Source organism: Delftia sp. CH05, from assembly GCF_009827015.1.
In the GTDB taxonomy this organism is placed as follows: Bacteria; Pseudomonadota; Gammaproteobacteria; order Burkholderiales; family Burkholderiaceae_C; genus Comamonas; species Comamonas tsuruhatensis.
In genome coordinates this window covers 78,493-99,248 of record NZ_WUMG01000010.1, presented here as the reverse complement: position 1 = coordinate 99,248, position 20,756 = coordinate 78,493, and the positions used below count along the sequence as shown (strand labels likewise).

3 protein-coding genes (1 of these 3 running past the window's edge) are annotated in these 20,756 nt (G+C 72.0%); all 3 read right to left on the bottom strand.

The window, feature by feature from the left end:
• Tightly spaced (each overlapping or abutting the next), the 3 genes in view from GRX31_RS10915 to GRX31_RS10905 form a layout consistent with a single transcriptional unit that may run on beyond the window.
• Positions 1-5,644: the 5' portion of a non-ribosomal peptide synthetase gene (locus tag GRX31_RS10915; protein WP_160852607.1), read on the bottom strand. The gene continues 4,991 nt to the left of window position 1, outside the view; 5,644 of the gene's 10,635 nt are visible here — the first part of the coding sequence; it begins with the start codon at positions 5,642-5,644; its stop codon lies beyond the left edge, outside the window.
• Complete coding sequence (locus GRX31_RS10910; protein ID WP_160852605.1) at positions 5,641-16,695, bottom strand: non-ribosomal peptide synthetase/type I polyketide synthase; 11,055 nt, start codon at positions 16,693-16,695, stop codon at positions 5,641-5,643. The genes GRX31_RS10915 and GRX31_RS10910 overlap by 4 nt, the downstream gene beginning before the upstream one ends.
• The gene (locus GRX31_RS10905; protein WP_160852603.1) at positions 16,692-20,756 is read right to left on the bottom strand and encodes an SDR family NAD(P)-dependent oxidoreductase; all 4,065 of its coding nucleotides are present in this window, start codon (positions 20,754-20,756) and stop codon (positions 16,692-16,694) included. Before GRX31_RS10905 ends, GRX31_RS10910 begins: the two co-directional genes overlap by 4 nt.

Genomic DNA, 20,756 nt, shown 5'->3' with positions numbered 1-20,756 from the left:
TGCCGGCAGCCACACGCACACGTGCCGGCACCGTGGCGATCAGCATGCCGACCATTTGCTCCACGTCAGCGATGTCGGGAGAGCGCCCCGACACGGTCACACCGAACACCAGGTCGCGGCTGCCGCTGTGGCACGACAGCAGCAGCGCCCAGGCGGCCTGCAGCACGATGCCGGGCGTGGCACGCGCGGCGCGGGCCAGCGCGGCCAGGGCGCTGCTGGTGGCAGGCGGCAGCAGGCATTCGATCGGGTCCGGAGCCTCAGGCTCGACAGGCTCCCCGGCCTGGCGCAGAAAGGCCAGTGAGGTGGGCTCGTGCAGGCCCTGCAACGCCTGGCGCCAGAAGGCCTGGTCGGCCTGCACGTCGCGCCGCTGGTGCCAGCGCACGCAGTCGGCGAAATCGGGCGCGCGCGGCAGCGCTGGCGTGCCATCGCCCAGTGCCTGGCCGTACAGGCGGAAGACCTCGTCCATCACCACCGAGACCGACCACCCGTCCAGCAGCAGGTGGTGGGCGCTCCACAACAGCTCATGGCGGTCTTCAGCCGTGCGCAGCAGATGCAGGCGCATCAGGGGCGCGTGGCGCAGGTCGAAGCCCCGGACCCGGTCCTGCGCCAGCAGTGCCGACAGGGCGGCATGCTGCGCGGCCGTATCCATGGCGCGCCAGTCGTCGTGCTGCCAGGGCAGCTCCACGTGGGCATGCACATGCTGCATGGCCACGCCATCGTCCCAGTGGAAGCTGGTACGCAGCACGCCGTGGCGTGCCACCACAGCTTCCCAGGCACGGCGCAGCGCTGCCGGGTCCAGCGGACCCTGCAGGGTCAATGTCAATTGATCGAAGTAGACCTGGTCATCGGGTGCACGCAGACTGTGGTAGAGCAGGCCATGCTGCAGCGGCGTGAGCGCCAGCACGGCCACCGGAGCACGGCTGCCGGGAACGGCCTGCGGCACCTGCCCGGCCGGGGCAGCACATGCTCCACGGCCCTCGCGCGCGGCGCTGGCGATCTCGGCCAGCACGGCCTTCACCTCGTCCAGCCAGTGGGCGATGCGCTCGCGGTTCGGCTCCCCTGCCGGAAAGCTCAGCTCCCCGCGCAGCCGGCCATTCCAGAGTCCCGCATTGAGTTCGATCACATGGCTGCGCGCCAGGCCGGGGTCCTGCGCAGGGCCCGCCGCCTCATCCACCGGGGCGATGGTCTCATCCCCGACAGGGGCGCCATCCATGCAGCCCAGGTAGTTCAGCAGCAGTTCCGGTTCAGGCAGCGCGGCCAGGCCGGCGCGCACGGCGCCGTCGGACGAGCGGTAGCGCAGCAGCCCCAGCGCCAGTCCCTGCCATGCGGCGCCGCGCACCTGCGCGGCAACCTGCGCCACCACCGCCGCGGCATCGGCGGCGCCGTGAGCTGGCTCGATGCCCACGCGCTGCAGCGCCGTGAACCAACCGACGGTGCGAGACAGGTCCAGCTCCTCGAAGAGGTCGGCGCGTCCGTTGCGCTCCAGATCCACCCGCCAGGGGCCATCCACCCCCAGCCGCACGCCTGCCACAACCAGGGCGGCGAGCAAAGCCTCGTCCACGCGGGCGGCAAAGGCACGCGGCACCTCGTGGACCAGGGCCTGCGTCGTCTCCTCGTCCAGTTCGAAGGCCAGCGTCTGGGCCTGGCCCACGCAACCGGCGGGCGTCTGGCGAGGCAACACGGTCGCGCCCACCTGGCTGAACGCCTGTTGCAACGCCTGCGCCTGCGCAGCCGCCTCGGGCCCGGCGGCCAGCTCGCCCAGCCGGTGCGACCAGCGCGCATAGGAGCTGGTGGGCGCGGGCAGTCGCACGGGCTCGCCGCGCGACACCTGTGCGCAGGCCAGGGCCAGGTCTTCCAGCAGTACCGACCAGGAGTAGGCATCCACCGCCAGGTGGTGAATGGCCAGCATCAGCCGGCCCGTGCCGGGCAGCAGCACGCCACGCACCATGCGGCCGGACGCCGGGTCCATGGCGCGCTGGGCCGCGGCAAAGGCTTCGGCCCGGCGCTGCTGTGCCTCTGCCGGTGCAAGGCCCTCCAGGCAGACCACGTCCAGCACAGGCCCGGGCGCCATGGGGGCAATATCCAGCACGCCTTGCGCGTCCACCCGCAGGCGCAGCATCTCGTGGCATGCCACCACGCCCGCCAGCGCCCGCTCCAGCGTTTCGGCCGGCAACTGCGGGGGCACGCGCAGCACGGCCGCCTGGTTGTAGTGAGCGGCCCCTGCCCCTGCATGCTCCAGGAACCAGGCCTGGATGGGGGTCGGTGACAACGGTGCCCCGGCCTCCGCCACCGGGACCGTCGGCGCGGCCCGCGACCGCAGGGCGATCTCCCCGGCCAGGGCACGCACGGTCTGGGTGCGGAAGATGTCGCGCACCACCAGGTCCAGGCCCTGGCGGCGCGCACGCGAGACGATCTGCAGGCACCGGATAGAGTCCACACCCAGGTCGAAGACGTTGTCGGTGACGCCCACCTGCGCGAGGTTCATCACCTCGGCAAAGAGCCGGGCCAGGGTGGCTTCCAGCGGACTGCAAGGCTGGCCCGTGCCGTCCTCCACAGGCAGCTGCGGCGGCGGCTGGAGGGCCAGCCCCGCCAGCGCGCGCCGGTCGATCTTGCCCGATGCCGTATGGGGCAGGCTCTCCAGCACGCGGCACACGGCAGGCACCATGTAGGGCGCAAGCCGCTCGGACAGCCAGCTGCGCAGCGCCGCCGCATCGGCCTGTCCCGCAACCACCGCGAGCAACACCGGCTGGCCTGCGCCATCGTGCGCCAGCACCACGGCAGCCTCGCGCACGCAGGGATGGGCCATGAGGGCGGCCTCCACCTCGGCGGGCTCGATGCGAAATCCCCGGATCTTCACCTGCGCATCGCGCCGGCCCAGGAACTCCAGCGCACCGTCGGCACGCCGCCTCGCCAGGTCGCCGCTCCAATAGGCGCGCGCTCCGCCCAGTGCGGCGCAGGCGCGAAACGCGGCCTGTGTGGCCTCGTCCTGTTGCAGATACCCCTGCGCCACACCACCGCCGCCGATGACGATTTCGCCGATGGCCCCGGCAGGCAAGGCCTGCCCGGCGCTGTCCACCACGGCCAGTTGCACGCCCTGCAGCGCATGGCCCAGCGGCAGGATCTCGGCGCCCAGCGGCAGCACGTCGCGCGCGGGGTCGAAGAACGCGGCCGAAATGGTGGCCTCCGTCGGGCCATAGCCGCTGAGCAGGGCCACAGGATGGCGGCACAGCGCCTGCCACTGGCGCAAGCTGCGCACGAAAACGCGGTCGCTGCCCGTGACCACCAACCGCAGGTCGGCCGGAACAGCCGTGCCCGATGCATGCAGCATGCCCACCCACTCGTGCCAGAACGCGGACGGCAGATTGAGCACGGTCAGCCGCGCGCCTGCCACCTGGGCCTGGAAAGCCTCCAGGCTGTCAAGACTGTTCTGTGCCCGCAGCACCACGCAGGCACCGGAGGCCAGCGTGGGGAAGATCTCCTCGCCAGCCACATCGAAATCGGGTGCCGCGAACTGCAGCACGCGATCGGTCTCGCACAGGCCGAACTCACGCGCCACCGCCGCCGCATGGTGGGCCAGGTTGGCATGGCTCACGACCACGCCCTTCGGGGCGCCGGTCGATCCCGAGGTGAAGCAGACATAGGCCCGTTGCGCGGGGTCTGCGAGCCAGGGCTGCTGCGCGGCGCTGCCGGCGGGCTCTGCCACCAGGTCCGGCGCCACCAGCACCGTATGCGAAGGCCACTGCTCCGCCGCAGACGCGGTAATGACCAGGCGCACGCCGGCCGCCTCCATCATGGTCGCGCGCTGTGCCAGCGGCCTCGCCAGGCTGAGTACGGCATAGGCACAACCACAGCGCCAGGCCGCCAGCATGGCCACCGGCAGAGCCAGGCAGTTGCCCAGGCCCAGGCCGATCAGGTCGCCGGGCCTGGCACCCGCGCCGCGCAGTCGCCCGGCCAGTGCGTCTGCCTGGCACACAAGCTCGCGCAGCGAAAGTGCCGCGCCATCCGCCTGCACGGCCATGCGCTGCGGCCAGCGATCGGCGGCGCGGGCTATCAGCGCGGGTACGGATGCCGGCGCAGCGCCCTCGGCCATGGCTGGTGCAGGAGCCACGGCGCAGGCCTGCGGGGCCAGTGCCAGCCGGGACAGTGCAAGGCCGCACGCCCACTGCCCCGCCACATGCGCAAACTGCGCGCACAGCGCAGCCACGGTGGCCGGGTCGAACAGGTCGGCGTCGTACTCCATGTCGCAGGCGAAGGCTTCGCCGTCCAGACGCGCCGACAGGTTCAGGTCCAGCTCGGGCGCCGCCGCTGGCACGGGCAGCGGCCGCACGGCCAGCCCCTGCATCGCCAGCGCGGCTGCACCAGCGGTCTGCTGCACGAACATGGTCTGGAACAGGGGCGCTCGGTTGAGCGCCCGCTCGGGCCGCACGGCCTGCACGATGCGCTCGAACGGCAGGTCCTGGTGCTCGAATGCCTGCAGGCAGGTGCGGCGAACGCGCTGCATCAGCTCGGCCGGTTGGGGGTCGTCGCGCAGGTCGATGCGCAGCGGCAGGGTGTCGATGAAGAAACCGACCAGTCCCTGCGTCTGCGGCGTGTCCCGGTGGGCCACCGGGCAGCCGATGACGACCTCGTCCTGGCCGGTCCAGCGCCCCAGCACGGCGGCATAGGCGGCCAGCAGCGCCATGAAGGGCGTGACGCCTGCGCGTGCTGACGCCTCCTGCAGCGCCTGGGTGCCCTCCGGCGAGATGCGAAAGTGATGGTGGGCGCCACTGGCGCCGCGCTCTGCGGGCCGGGGCCTGTCCAGCGGCATCGCCAGCTGGGTGGGTGCGCCCTGCAGTTGCGCCTGCCAGAAGGCCAGTTGCGGCGCCAGCCGCGCCTCGTCCAGCGTGGCACGTTGCCAGGCCGAGTAATCGGGGTAGCGCAGGGGCAGCGGTTGCAGCGGCGACGGCAGGCCCTGGCAGGCCGCGCCATACAGCTGGCCGAGTTCGGCCAGCAGCAGCCCCATGGACCAGAAATCCCCGGCAATGTGGTGCAGCGACAGGGCTAGCACGTGGCGCTGCGGCTTCAGTGCGAACAGGCGCAGCCGCAAGGGGGGCGCCTGCGTCAGATCGAAGGGCTGGCGCGCCTGCTGCGCCATCAGCTCGGCCAGGCCCTGGGGCGAGGCATCGTCCACGGACTCTGGCTGAAGGCGCACGGCCGTGGCAGCGCCGATGCGCAGCACCGGCTCGGCGGCCTCGTCCACGATGACGCTGCGCAGCAGCTCGTGGCGCTCCACCAGCACCGTCAGCGCCTGCTGCAGGGCCTCAAGGTCCAAAGGGCCTTCGAGCTCGAAACAGGCGGCCATGATGAAGGCGCTGCCACCGCCCTCCAGCCGGTCCAGGAACCAGAGCCGGCGCTGGTTGAAGGACAGCGGCACGCGGTCGGGGTCCACCTCTGCAGCCGCTCCTGCGGCCACCGGCGCGGGCCCGCTGCGTGACAGCAGGGCCAGCAGCTGCGGCTTGAGCGCGCGCAGCTCATCGCGCATCTGCCCGCCAATGGCGCCTGCCGGGCCGCGCACTTTCAGATCGCCGCCCTCGACTTGCACGGTCACGCCCAGCTGCGCCAGGCGGGCCAGCAGATCGCTTGCCCTGTCGCTCGCACTCTTCATAAGGTGAATTCCTCCACGGTGCCGCCCATGGGCCGGCACGCGTCAACAAAGTCCGCCAAGTCGCCCAGCACCGGATGCTCGAACACCGCCGCGATGCCCAGCTCCACGCCGAAGTGCTCACGCACATAGGCCAGCACGCGCATGGCAATCAGGGAATGGCCGCCCAGTTCGAAGAAGTGGGATTGCGCACCGATCTCGGCCACGCCCAGAACCTCGCGCCAGACGGCGGCCAGCCGTTGCCGCGTGTCCGGGCCTTCGCCGCCCTGCTCCGGGGCCTGTGCCGGCTCGCCGCTGGCGGGCAGGCCTGCGGGTGCCGCAGCCGTGTTCGTCCAGACGCTCCCGGCCAGGCGCAGCAGGGAGGGCAGGTCGCGCACGCAAACCGATACGCGGGGATGGGGCGAGGCCAGGGCTCGCCGCAGCACGGCCACGCCTTCGGCGGGCGTCAGTCCCTCGCTGGCGGCCAGCGCGGGCAGGCCCCAGCGCTGGCGGGCCATGACGGTCATGCCCACTTCGGTCCAGTCGTCCCAGTCGATGGCCTGCGTGAAGCCGCCACGGCGTGCCGTGCGCTCGGCGGCGAACAGCGCCAGGAACTCGTTGGCGGCGGCATAGCCGATCTGGCCGAACTTGCTGCCCGGCACCACCGTGCCCAGCGAGGAGAACAGCACAACGAAGTCGGGCTCGTGTCCGGCCAGGGCCGCATCCAGCGCCAGGGCGCCCTGGACCTTGGCTGCCATGGCCGTGGCGATGCTGGCGTCGTCGCGGTTGTGCACCACCCCGCCCTGGTCCGCCACCCCGGCCGCATGCAGCACGCCGTCCACGCGGCCAAACCGGCTGCGTGCCCGGGCCAGGGCATCGCCCAGCGCTCTGGCGTCGGACACATCGCAGGCCAGCGCCAGCACCTGGGCACCACGCGATTGCAACTGCGCGACCAAGGATGCATCGACATGCCGGCCCAGCAGCACCAGATGCGCGCCACTGCCGGCCAGCTCGCGCGCCAGCGCCGAGCCCATGCCGCCGAACCCGCCCGTCAGCACATAGACGCCTGCAGGCCTGAAGCGCGCCTGGCCGGCCAGCGGCTCGGGCAGGCGCTGCGCCGTGAAATGCGGCACCCAGCGCCGCCCGCGCCTGAGGGCGACCACGGGCTGCGGGGCCTGCGACAGCGGATCGGTGCGCAGCAGCTCGGCAGCCAGGGCCTGGAGCGCCTCGCCTGCGCCCGGTCCGTCCAGGTCACGGACATCGATGAGGCGGCAATCGAGGTTCGGATACTCCAGCGGCAACACCTTGACGGCGCCGAGCAGCGTTGCAGCGCCCGCGGCCAGGGCCTCGTCGCCGTCCACGTCGGCTGCGCCAGTGGTCACGATGTCCAGCCGCACCGGCCAGGGCGGCACCGCGCTGCCCAGGGCGCGCGCCAGCCCCAGGACGCCGAAGAAGCCGCGCCGCAACAGATCGTCCGGCGCACCGCCGCGTGTGGCCTCCAGGTGCACGATGCGCTGCGGCCGTGCATGCTCCGGCAAGGCATCCAGAAGACGCAGGAAATCCTGGTGATCTCCAGCACCGATCGTGAAATGGCCGGGCGCCGCCTGCGCAAACGCCTGGCCGGCGCTGACGGCAAGCACCTGCTGGCCGGCCACGCTCAGGGCCTGCGCCAGCGCGGCGCCGGCCGGCAGGTGTACGCCCACCACCATCCAGCGCAGCGACGCTGCGGCGGGTGCCGCGATGCCAGCCGCCTGTGCAGCGGGCTCGCGGCGCCAGCCCGGCACATGGAACCAGTCGGCCATGTCGGGCAGCTTCGGCGGAGCAGCCCGGACATCGCCCAGGAAAGGCGAGGCCGGTGAAACAGCGGAAAGCGAAGGGGCGGCTGGCGCATGCGACTTGCCTGCCACTTCGGCAGGCCAGTGCCGGATGCGTTCAAAGGCATATCCGGGCAGGGGAATGCGTCGGCCGGCTGCGGGCGGCAGGCGCCCCGGACGCGAGGCAGCGCCCAGGCACCACAGCCGCGCATGCAGCGCATCCAGCGCAGGCTCGGCGACGGACCCCTCGCTGCGCTGCAGCGCCGAGGGCGCCAGCGCATCTGCAGCCCATCCATTGGCGCCAGCGAGCTTGCCCAGCACCCTGCCGGGGCCGAATTCGGCCAGCACACCGATGCCCTCGGCGCGCAGGGTCTTCAGGCCGTCGGCAAAGCGCACTGGCGCACGCAGGTGGCACGCCCAATACGCCGGGTCCGTGGCCTCGGCGTCCGTGATCCAGGTACCCGTGAGATTGGACAGGAAGCGTCGCTGCGGAGGGTGCAGCACCATGCCATCGAACAAGTCGGTGAACGCGCGCTGCATGCCCTCCATCGATGCGGAGTGGAAGGCATGCGAGGTGTCCAGCCGCATGGCGGCCTGGCCCGCATCCGCCAGCGCCGCCTGCAGCCGGTCTATGGCCGGCACCGGCCCGGCGAACACGCACTGCTGCGGCGCGTTGATGGCGGCCAGGTCGATGCCGACATGGGCCGGGCTGGCCAGCAGTTCGCGCGCCTGAGCCTGTGTGAGCGGCGCGGCCAGCATGGCACCGTGCGGCAGCGCCTGCATCATGCGGCCACGCGCGGCCACCAGGGCCAGGGCGTCGTCCAGAGAGAAGACCCCGGCCAGGCAGGCTGCCACGTACTCGCCCAGGCTGTGGCCCAGCAAGGCCGCCGGCTCCAGGCCGCGGGCCAGCGCGGCGCTGGCCATGGCATAGGACACGGCGAACAGCGCGGGCTGCGCCAGCTCGGTCTGGCGCAGTGCCTGGGCATCGACGGCCACGCCGACCGGGCCGTACAGAATACCGCGCAGATCCTGCCCCAGGTGGGGAGCCAGCCCATCGGCACAACGATCGAAGACGCTGCGGTAGTCAGCGTCCTGCTCGTACAGCGTGCGACCCATGCCGGGATACTGGCTGCCCTGGCCAGGAAACAGCCAGGCCTGCGCAGGCCTATCGCCCTGAGACCCCTGGGACGCCTGACAGGGCGCGGCGCGGCGCAGCAGCGCCGCCGCCTGGGCCGCGCCGTGCGCCACCACGGCCGCGCGCCAGGCAAAGGCGGCCCGGCCCTGGTGCAGCGTGAACGAGAGGTCGGCCAGCGATGTCTCCGGCGCCTTGTCCAGCATCCCTGCCAGGGCCAGCAGGCCGGCCTGCAGCGCGGCCGGCGTGCGCGCCGACAGCGGCAGCACCCAGGCCTGCGGCAGCGCGCCCGTGCTGGACCCATGGGGCGCGTGCGCCGCTGCCTGCTCGATCACCACATGCGCATTCGTGCCGCCGATGCCGAAGGCACTTATGCCTGCGCGGCGCGTGCCGTCATGCGTCCACGGCCGCTGCCGGGAGACCACCTCGATGGGGACGCAGGCAAAGTCCGCATGCGGATTGGGGGACGAAAAATGCAGGCTGGCCGGGAGCACGCCATGGTGCACGGCCAGCACGGCCTTGATGAAGCCTGCAATGCCTGCAGCCGTATCGGCATGGCCGATGTTGCTCTTGACGGAGCCCAGCGCCAGGGGACGGCTGCGGGCCGCCGTGCCCTGCGCGCCCGCGCCATCGGCCGTGTTGCCGAAAACACGGCCCAGGGCCGCGATCTCCACCGGGTCGCCCAGTGCCGTGCCCGTGCCATGGGCCTCGATGTAGTCGATGTCGCCCGGAGCCAGGCGCGCCGCTGCCAGCGCGGCGGCAATCACCTCCGCCTGTCCGTCGGCGCCGGGCGCGGTGTAGCCGACCTTGGCGGAGCCGTCATTGTTGACGGCGCTGCCGCGCACCACGGCGAGCACGTTGTCGCCATCGGCCAGGGCGCGGGACAGCGATTTCAGCAGCACCATGCCCACGCCGCCTCCCGGCACGGTGCCGCCTGCGTCGGCCGAGAAGGGGCGGCAGCGTCCATCGGGCGACAGGATCATGCCGGGCTGGTGGACGTAGCCGTCGCGCTGCGGGAACTGGATGGACACGCCCCCGGCCAGGGCCATCTCGGCACTGCCCTCGCGGATGGCACGGCAGGCCATGTCCACCGCGACCAGGGACGAGGAGCAGGCCGTCTGCACGGCCATGGCCGGGCCCTTGAGGTTCAGGTGATAGGCGATGCGGCTGGCGGCAAAGTCCTTGTCATTGCATGACAGCGCATGGTAGGTGTCGGCGCCGGCCGGCAGTTCGCCGCCCGGATACAGCACGCGCAGATAGGTGTTGGTGCCCACGCCCAGGAAGACGCCGATGCGCCCGCCATGGGCTTCGGGCGTGTAGCCCGCATGCTCCAGCGTGTGCCAGGCGCACTCCAGTGCCACGCGGTGCTGCGGGTCGAAGGTCAGGGCATCGCGCGGACCCACGCCGAAGAAGGCCGCATCAAAGCAGTCCGCATCGCCGATGCGCCCGGCCGAGCCCACGAAGCCCGGAAGCGGCGCATCTGGCGCGCCGCCATGGTCGATGCCCTCGCGGCCTTCGAGCAGCAGGCGCCAATAGGCATCGAGATCAGGCGCACCGGGATAGCGGCAGGCCATGCCGATGACGGCTACATCCTGTTCGCCCGCAGGCTGCGCCACCCGCTGGGCCACCGGGGCTGCGCCATCGTGCGGGGACCGGAGCGCGTCCAGATACGCAGCCTGGCTGCGGATGGTCGTGAAGCGAAACAGCTCGCTGATGGGCACGGATACACCCAGGTCCGCCCCCAGCCTGTCGTGCAGCGCCACCAGCAGCAGCGAGTGGCCACCCACGTCGAAGAAGTTGGCATCCGCATCGATGCCGGCACGGCCGAGCACCTCGCTCCACAGCGCGGCCACGCGTGCCTGCGTGGCCGCAGGCACCGGCAAGGGGGTCCGGCTGCCGCCGTCCGCCCCGCCATCGAACTGCGGTTGCGGCAACGCCCTGCTGTCGATCTTTCCATGCGCAGTCAGCGGCATCGCATCCACGCGCACCACCACGGCTGGCACCATGTGCGGGGCCAGCGTGCCGCGCAGCCGCGCGCGCAAGGCTGCCGCGTCCAGGTCCTGGCCACCGGCCACCCACGCAGCCAGGCGCTGCTGGCCCTGTGCATCGGTCCAGGGCATGGCAAAGGCCTGGGCCACGCCGGGCTGCTCCAGCAGGGCGGCCTCGATCTCGCCAGGCTCGATGCGAAAGCCGCGCAGCTTGATCTGGCGGTCCATGCGCCCGAGGAACTCCAGGGTTCCGTCTTCACGCCACCGGCCCCGGTCACCGCTGCGGTACAGGCGTGCGCCCTCCGAGCCGTCAAAAGGATCGGGGCCGAAACGTCCGTCGCCCATGCCGCTGGCGACATAGCCGGGACTGACATTCGGGCCGCCGATCCAGATCTCCCCGGCCACCCCCACGGGAACCCGCCGCCCCTTGTCGTCCACCACGTACAGGCGCGCATCGCCCAGCGGGCGGCCTATGCCCGGCGACTGGCCCGGCAGGTGGCGTGCGGCGGTGGCTGTCACGGTCGCCTCGGTCGGTCCGTAGGCCACGAAAAGGCTGCGCCCGCGCGCCCATGCATCGGCCACGGCATCGGGACAGCGTTCCCCGCCGACGACCAGGGTCTGCAGGCACGGCAGGTCCGCCACCGGCGTGGCCACCAGCAGCGAGGCGGGGATCTGCAGGTGGGTGACGGCCATGGCCTGCAGCGTGCCGACCAGCGGGGCGCCAGGCAGGAGTTGATCGCGCGAGGCCAGGCACAGGCAGGCACCGGCCGACAGGGCGAAGGCGATATCGGACATGGCCACGTCGAAGCCGAAGGCCGCCATCTGCAGCACGCGGCTGCCGGGTCCGATGCCGAAGGCCGTGCCCGCCGCCTCGGCCAGCCGGCACAGTGAGGCATGCGTGACGCGCACGCCCTTGGGCCGGCCCGTGGAGCCCGAGGTGAAGATGATGCAGGCCAGGGCTTCGTCGCCATGGCCTGCCGGCGCAGCAATGGCGCCAGGGGCGCCTTGGTCCTGGCCCTCATCCAAGTCAACGCCTGAGCCTGGATCGCCTGCCACGGGAAAGGACAGTGACATGGGCAGGGGCCACAGGGGCAGGCTGCAGCCCGCGACGGGCGCCTCGGCCACCACGGCCGTGGCGCAGGCATCTTCCAGCATGGCAGCGATGCGCGCGCCGGGATAGGCAGGGTCCACGGGAACCACGGTGGCCCCCGCCTCCCACAACCCGGCCAGCGCCACGATGAGCGCGGGCGAGCGCTGCGCGACCAGCGCCACGCAGTCGCCCGCCCGCAGCCCCTGGCTGCGCAACCAGCGTGCATAGGCCGAGGCCTGGCGCGACAGCTGCCCATAGTCCATCGCCTGCGGCGCGCCCGCCATGCTGGCCACGGCGGGCCGGCCGGGATGCTGCGCGGCGGCGCGGCGCAGCAGCGCATCGAGCCGCTGCGGCCCCTGGTGCGGCGGGTTCAACCGCTGCGGCTGCGCCGCAGAGCAGGCCAGCCTGTCCAGCAGGGCCTGTTCATGCGCATCGCACAGCGGATGGCCGTCCAGCGGCGCGGAAGGCTGCTGCAAGGCGGCCTCCAGCAGGGCCGAAAAAGCCGAAGCCAGCCGCGCCGCCAGCGCGGGGCCGAAGAGATCGGCCGCATATTCGATATGACCGCCGAGCACGAGGTCGTCTTCGCCCTGCCCTGCCAGCAAGGCCAGCGACAGGTCGCAGCGCGACACCGGTGCGGCCTGGATACGGGGCGGGACGCGCTGCCCATCAAACACCAGATCCCAGTCCTGCCCCTGGGAGAGCACGAACATCGCCTGTGCCAGCGCGGGGCGCTGCGCGGCGCGGGGCACGCCCGAGGCCTCCACCACCTGGGCGAAGGGCACATCCTGGTGGCGCAGCGCCTCGGCCAGCTGGTCGCGCACGGTGCGGGCCAGCACATCCAGGCCGGTACTGCCGCTGACGCCCACGCGCAGGACGACGGTGTTGCTGAAGAAGCCGACCGCACTGTCCATGCCCTCGCGTTCGCGCGCGGAAACGGGGGTTGCAACCATGACTTCGGCATCACCGCCAAAGCGTGCCAGGGTGGCAGCCCATACGGCCAGCAGCAGCGCAAAGGGCGTGGTGCCCGCTTGCCGCGCCGCTGCCGTGACCCGCTGCATGCTCGCCGGCGGAAGGCAGAGCGCGGCCCGGGCATTGCGGTAGCTGCGCCGCTGCGGCATGCGCTCGGGCTGCAGTCCCAGCACGGCGGGGGCGGCGGCCAGTGCGCGACGCCAGTGTTCGAGCTGCGGTGCCCACAGGCCCTTGTCGCCGCAGGCGCGCTGCCACTCGGACACATCGATGCATTGCAGGGGCGGCGGCAGCGCCGACAGATCACCGCCCTGCAGCGCATGCGCCAGCTCCCGCATGAATATTTCGCAGGACTGGCCGTCCACCGCCGTGTGGTGCATGGAAATCACCAGCGCCTGGTCGTGCATGCCCAGGGTGAGCAGCGTGGCCGAACAGGGCAGCGCTTGGTCCAGCGCAGGCAGCCGCGCCACTTCGTCGTCCAGAAAGCGCTCCAGCGCGGCTTCGGCACCGGGGCCGGAGAGATCCCGCCGAACCAGCGAGAAATCACCGGCCTCCCCCACCTGCTGCCACAGCAGGCCATCGCGCAGCACCAGGCGGGTGCGCAAGGCCTCGTGGCGTTGCACCACGGCGCGCAGTGCCTGCTCCAGCCTGCCGGCATCCAGCCCGGCGCCGGTGCGGTAGCACACCACCTGGTTGTAGGCGCCGCGCTGGGCCTCATGCTGCTCGATCAGCCACAGGCGTTCCTGGTTGAAGGAGGCGCGAGCCTCGCGCCCCGGATGCGCCGGCCCCCGGCCGATGGCCGGCAGGTCCGCGCCGGGCGCAGCCTGGCCGATGCGCGTCGCCATGGCGGCCAGCGTCGGCACCTCGAACACGGCCGCCGCGTCCAGCGGCACGCCCCATTCCTGGCGGACGGCCTGGGCCAGCCGGGCCGCATTGAGCGAATGCCCGCCCATCATGAAGAAATCCGCGTCGGCGCTGCCGGGACGGGAGCCGATCACGCGCTCCCAGACATCGGCCAGACGCGCCTGTGCGGCCGTCAGCGGCCGGCGGGGCGCGTTGCCCTCGCCGCTGGCCGGCAGGTCGTCGGGGCCCGGGGCCGGCAAGGCGCGCACATCGACCTTGCCGTTCGGATTGAGCGGCAACTGCGCCAGACGCACATAAGCACTGGGCAGCGCTGCACGGGGAAGGCGATCGCGCAACCAGGCATGCAGTGCGGAGGCGGCGGGCGCATGCCCCGGCAGGTGCACCACCCAAGCGGCCAGAACGGTCTCGCCGTCGGTGCCCACCCATCCGGCGGCGACCGCGTCGGCCACGCCGGGGTGAAGCAACAGGGCCGCGCGCACCTCCGCAGGGTCTACGCGAACGCCACGGATTTTCATCTGCCGATCCAGCCGCCCCAGGCAGTCAAGCCCGCCATCGGGCCGCCAGCGGCCCAGGTCGCCGGTGCGAAAGCCGCGGGCGCCGTCCAGGGCCGCAGTGGGCTGGAAGCGCTGCCGGGTTTCCCGCTCGCGGCCCAGGTAGCCGAGCGCCAGGCCATCGCCGCCCACCACGATCTCCCCGGCCACCCCCACGGGCAGCGCCTGGCCAGCGGCGTCGCAGACCGCGATGCGGTGGCCCGGAATGGGCCGGCCTATGGGAACGAGATGGCCACCGACCTGTGTCACCTCCTGAAAGGTCGAGTCGGCCGAGATTTCAGAGGAGCCATAGAGATTGAGCAGGCGGCAGCCCGGCAGGGCCGCAAGAAAGCGGCCGGCCAGGTCGCTGGAAAGCGCCTCCCCGCTGACCGTACAGTGCCGCAGCGCGGGCAGCAGGACTGCCGTATCAGCGGCCGGCTCCAGCAGGGCCTTGAGCAGCGAGGGCACCACCACCAGCCGGGTCACCCCATGGCGCGCCAGTGCGCCGGCAAAGGCATGCGGGTCCACCACATCGGCATGCGCCAGCACCACGCTGGGCACGCCCGCCAGCAGGGGGCCGAAGAACTCCCAGATGAAATCGACGAAGGCCGGCGTGGTCTTCTGGCAGCACACTTCGCCCGCGACAAAGGGATAGGCATCCCACATCCACAGCAGGCGATTCACGGCGCCGCGGTGCAGTCCCATGACAGCCTTGGGCTCGCCCGTGGAGCCCGAGGTGTAGAGCACATAGGCCAGGTTGTCGGGGCCAATGCACAGCGCAGGCGCCTCGGCCTCGGGCAACGGCATGCCGGGATCGATGAGCAGGGGAGCGCCTGCGGCCGGCAGCCATGCGGGTCGGCCCTGCGCCAGCAGCAGCGATGCACCGCTGTCGGCCAGCATATAGGCCAGGCGCTGCGCAGGATGGTCCGGGTCCATGGGCACAAAGGCCGCGCCGGCGCGCAGCACGGCCAGCAGGGCCACGGCCAGGTCGGCACCGCGCGGCAGACACACGGCCACGGGAATGCCGGCTGCAGCCCCCCCTGCCCCGGCCCCTGTGGCGCTTGATGCGCCAAGCTGAGCGACAAGGTGGGCCGCCAGGGTCGCCGAGCGCCGGTCCAGTTCCTGGTAGCTGACTGCGCGGCCCGCATCGATCAGCGCGGTCGCGGCAGGCGACTGGCGCGCGCGCCGCTCGAACATCGCCGCCAGGCTGCCAGCGCTCTCGATGCGCTCGCCCAGCGGCGCCGGATGCAGTGCGTCCAGGCCGCGCCGTGCGTCGGCCGGCCGCTGCAGTGGCAGCACGGACAGCGGCAGCGACGGCTGGGCCAGCGCCGCTTGCAGCAGCACCGGCAATGCGATGGCGATGGCATGAGCCACCTGCTCATCCACCAGGCCCTCGCGGTACTCCAGCCAGCCCGCAATGGCGCCATCGTCGCGCCCCTGGTCCAGCTCCAGCGTCAGATCGGCGCGGGCCACAGGCAGGGGAACGGCCTGTCCCGTCAGCAGGACATCGCCGGCCGCCTCGCGCAGCGCAGGCAGCGCCTGGAAGACAAGCATGGCCTGGTACAGCGGCTGCACCCCCGGCAGGCGCGGCGGGTTGACCGCCTGCACCACAGCCTGCAGCGGCAGGTCCTGGTGGGCAAAATCCTCAAGGCAGGCTTCGCGCACGCGCTCCACCAGGGCTGCAAAGCCGGGGTCTGCGCGCAGGTCGGTGCGCAGCACCAGGGTCTCCACCAGAAAGCCCACGGTGCCGCCGGTGTGGGGTCGGTGGCGGTTGGACACGGGCACGCCCACGGCCAGATCGTCCTGGCCGGTGAAGCGCGCCAGGACGGCATTGAAGGCGGCCAGCACCACGGTGAAAGGCGTGGTGCCACAGGCGGCGGCGAATCTTCCCAGTTCCGCCGCCAGCGCGGGCGCAAGCACCACCGCGATACGGCCGCACCGATCCTGACCCGCCTCGCGCGGCCCGGCAAAGGGCAGCTCCAGCAGCGGCGGCAGGCCTGCAAGCCTGTTGCGCCAGTACGCCGTCAGGGCCGGCAAGGCCTGCTGCCGGGCGCTGTCGCCCAGCCAGGCGACGTAGTCGCCAAAGCGCTGCGGCGGCGGCAGGTCCGCGGCCACCCCGCCCAGTTGCGCGGCGTAGAGAGCGGCCAGCTCGCGCAGCACCAGCGAGGCCGACCACAGGTCGATGATGGCGTGGTGAAAACCCAGCAGCAGCACCTGCTCGCCGTGGGCGCGCAGCAGATCGGCCCGCAAGAGGCTGCCCCGCTCCAGCGAGAAAGGCCGGGCCGCCGCGTCCTGCAGCGCCTGCGGCATCGATGCCGGGTCGACATCGTGCACCGCCAGCGGCAATGCATCCAGCGCATCGAAGACCAGGCGAGCCGCTTCGCCATCGGCATCCTCGAAGCGAGCACGCAGGCTTTCATGGCGCTGCGCCAGCGCGGTCAATGCGGCCTGCAGCGCGGCCACATCGGGCGTCGCGCCACCAAAGCGCACGGCAAGGCCAAGGTTGAACTCGCCGCGAGCCCCGTGAATGCGCTCCATCATCCACAGCCGCTGCTGCGCCGACAGCGCGGTCACGGGCGCATCTGCGGCACGTGGCGCGGCGCCTGGCGCCTGCGTGTCTGGCAGCTCGAAGCCATCCTCGGCCAGCAGGGCCGCCAGCAGATCGTCGTCGGAAAAACCGCCCGTGCTCATGGCAGCGCCTTGGTTGCTGCAGCGCCGTGGGCGGCCGCCTTTTGATCAGGGGTCATGCTTTCGATCTCGAACAGCCGGCCCGCAATGGCCAGCGTGATTCCCGGGCGGGATTCCAACGCAATCACGCGCTGGCAGAAATCTGCCATGCAGGGGTGGCGCAACAGCTCGGCCATCGATATATCGACGCGAAACAGCTCCCGCGTGCGCGCCGCGATCTGCGCCGCCCCCAGCGAATTGCCGCCCAGCGAGAAGAAGTCGTCGTCCACACCGCAGTCGGCCAGGCCCAGCGCCTTGCACCACAGGCGCACCATGTAGCGCTCGAACGCATTGCGTGGCGCTGCGCTGGATGCCATGCCCGCAGCCAGGCGCAAAAGGGCCGCGCGGTCCAGCGCCCCCCGGGCATCGGTGGGCAGGGATGCGACGTTCAGCACCGGCACGCTCACCGGCCGGCCACAGGCATCGTGCAGCCACCGATGCGGTGCGGACGGGTCACCGCTGCCGGCCACTTCATTCACTTGCTCCACTTGATCCACTTGATCCTCTTCGCCGGCACGGCGCGCGTCGACTGCGACGCCTTCACGCACCCAGACCAGCTCATCGGCACCGTAGATGGCGCCCTCGCGCACCGCGGCGTGGCGGGGATGGCCGAGGTCCAGGCCCACGGTCATGACAGGCTGCTCGCCGCGCACCGCCAATTCGAAGGCCTGCAGGCCCTGCGCCTCATCGATCGACAGATAGCCCGAGGCAGCGAACAGCGCCGGGTTCGACACCTGGCGGCTCAGGCCGGTGTCCCGCCACGCCGAAAAACCGAGGTAGCGGCAGCGGGCGCCACCGGCGCTGTGCGCCTGTCGCTCCACAAAGGCCATCTGCCAGGCATCTCCCGCCGCATAGGCCGCCACGCGGCGCCCCCCCAGCAGGCCCATGACCGAGCCGGCCACCAGGAACAGGGCCCGGGGATCGTGGGCGACCAGGGCGTGCAAGTGGCGCGTTCCCTCCACCTTGGCGCGCTGCGCCCGGGCAAAGCATTGCTCGTCTTCCTCCGCACACAGGGCCAGGCGCGACTCGGCCGCCAGTTGCACCACGCCGGCCAGCGGCTGTCCGAAGTGCTGCTGCGCCTGGGCTACCGCGGCCTGCAGGGCGGCGGGGTCGGTGACATCGGCCTGCACGTACAGGAGCGCCCCGCTGCGCGCAAGCAGTTCCAGTGGCTGCCGGCGCTCCACAGCAGGGGCACGGCCGACGATGAGCAGCCGGGCGCGGTACCGGCCGAGCAGGTGCCGCGCCAGCAAAAAGCCCACGCCCCCCAGCCCACCGGCCAGCAGGTACAGCCCCTGCTCCTGGAATCCCTGATGCCCTGCAGCATCGGGAACCAGGGGCACCAGGCGCCGCACCCGCCGCACGCCGGCATGCCACAGCACCTCGGGCTCGCGCTGGCTGCAGCCCAGTTCCGCACACAGCCCGGCGGCATCCAGAACGGCGGCATCGGCATCGGCAACGGCACTGGCATCGGCGTCGGCACCGGCGTCGTCCCAGGCGACATGGCGGCAGCGCAAGCCGGGCATTTCAGCCTCCAGACTGCGCAGTACCGCGCGCGCCATCGCCCGCTGGCCTTCGTCCTGGCCCGTACCTGCGCAGACCAGCAACCGGCCTGGCACATGCCCGCCGGGGGCGGCCAGCCAGCGGGCTGCCTGCAGCAGGCCAGGCGCCAGCGCCTGTTCACCGGCCAGCACCAGCACATCAGGCGCCCCTTCGCGCAACGCGGCCACGGCGTCGGCCGGTGCCCCTGCATCGTCCAACACCATCCAGCGGTGACGGGGCTGCAGGGCCTGCAATTGCGCCAGCGCCTGGGCGCCGGCGCCACACAGCGCCACAGTCAACGCATGCGCCTGCGCAGGCGCCATGGCCGGCGACGCATCGTGCTGGCGCGGACGCCATACGGGCCGGGCAAACCAGGCAGGCACGGTGCCCGCACCGCCGATCAGGCAGGCGGCATCCTTGATTTCGCGATCGAAGGCCCCTGCCTCCACCAGGCGGCGCAGCTCCACGCGCTGCACCTTGCCGGCACCCGTGCGCGGCAGGCGCTCGGGCGGCACGGCAATGAAATGGTCCACGGCCAATCCCAGGTCCTGGCCCAGGCGCATGCGCAAGGCGCGCATGAGCGAACGGCGCAGTTGCGGCTCGCCAGCGCCCGGCGCGTGAAAGAACAGCACCAGCTGGTCGGTGGCCGCGCCGGCCGGGCGCACGCCGATGGCAGCCAGCCCCTGGCGGTCCAGGCCGGGCACGCGCGCAGCGGCCTCCTCGATCTCGGCGCTGTAGAAATTGGCACCGTTGACGATGATCATTTCCTTGACGCGGCCCACGATGTGCAGCTCGCCCGAACGCAGGAACCCCATGTCGCCGGTCTGGAACCAGCCGTCGCGCAGCGCCTCGGCCGTGAGGTCGGGCCGGCCGTGATAGCCCGAGAACACCGAGGGCCCGCTGAGTTCGACCCGCCCGATCTCCCCCTCCATCAGGGTTCGGCCTGCATCGTCCACGATGCGCTGTGCACCGCCTGCGATCGGGTGGCCCAGGCTGGTCACCGCCTCGCCGGACGCAGTCCAGCAGCGCAGCGAGAACGCAGAGACCGTCTCGGTCATGCCAAAGGACATCCAGACGGCGCCCTGCCTGAGCCCGTCCTGCGCAAAGCGGCGCTCGAAATCCACGAGGACCGGCTCCGACACCGGCTCTCCGGCGTTGATGAGCATGCGCAAACAGGACAGGTCCCAATGGCCGGGGGCCTGGCCGCGGGCTGCACGCAGCAGCAGGTCGAATGCAAAGTTGGGCGCCCACACCGCTGCGACCCGGTGCTCGGCCACCAGGTCCAGCCAGCGCGCGGGAGCCTCGAGGATGGTGGCCGTATCCACCTGGACCTGCTCCAGGCCCAGCACCGTAGGCATCACGCACAGGAACACCACGCCGCCCACATGGTCCAGCGGCATCCAGTTCAGCGCGGTCTCGCCGGGCACGAAGCGCAGTTGCTGCTGCACGCCGCTGATCATGGCGGCCAGATTGCCGCGGCTCAGCACCACGCCCTTGGGTGTGCCGGTGCTGCCCGAAGTCAGCAGCATCAGTGCGGGCTGCCCCGGCCCGGCGCTGGCCGAGGGCTGCGCGGGCGCACCCGCCTGCAGTACCTGGGCATCGAGCAGTTGCATGCCCTGCAGCGCTGCGGCATGGGGCCGCAAGCCGGCCAGGGCTGCCGCAGAGCCGACCACGGGCGCCCTGCCCGCCACCTCCCAGCAGTTGAGCAACCGCTCCAGGCCGGCCCCCCCGCCCGCCGCCGGTCCCAGTGCCAGAGGCGCCGGCACCAGGCCGCCGAGCACACAGCCCCAGAACACGGGCAGCAGGTGACGACTGTCCCCGGCATCCACGATGACGGTGTCACCCGCCTTCAGCCCCAGGGCCAGCAGCCCGCCCAGGGTGCGGCAGGCCTCGTCGAGCAGTTGCGCATAGCTGGTGCGGGACTGGGAAAGATCGGCAGCCACATGGACGATGCCCGCTCCGGGACGCGCAGCCGCGCGCACCAGCGCCTGCTCCAGCGCATATCCGACACCCGCGTCCGGCAGCGCAGGTGAATGGTGGACGGCAGGAATGCGCTCGTGCAAAGGCACTGCGCCGCGCCGCACCGCAGGTGCAGGCGCCGGATCGCCCAGCAAGGGCCGACCGGGCAGCAGATCGCACAGGTGCAGGTGGGAAGCCGGCTGCACGGCAGGCCGGGTGACCAGCGCGCTGCCCCATTGCTGCTGCGCGGCGTCGACCGCGCCCGGCGACCAGACTGGCAGTGCAGCCAGGGCGGCCTCGTCGATGGCACCCATGTCATCCAGCGGCAAGGCGCTGACCCGCACCACCGCATCGCCTGCGCCAGCCAGGGCAGCCTGCAGGGCATCGCGCTCTCCGCCCACCACGTAGGCGACCAGACCGTCGAACCCCGCAGCATTGCGCCGTGAAAGATGCACATCGGCGGCTCCCGCCGCCATCAGGCGGGCTTTCAGACCGCCCGCTTCCGCCCCGCTGTCAGTACCCGCCAT

What these genes read in the sequence shown, in the direction of transcription:
- GRX31_RS10910 (WP_160852605.1), bottom strand. Translation starts at nt 16,695, where the DNA reads ATGAGCACGGGCGGTTTTTCCGACGACGATCTGCTGGCGGCCCTGCTG.
- GRX31_RS10905 (WP_160852603.1), bottom strand. Translation starts at nt 20,756, where the DNA reads ATGGCGGGTACTGACAGCGGGGCGGAAGCGGGCGGTCTGAAAGCCCGC.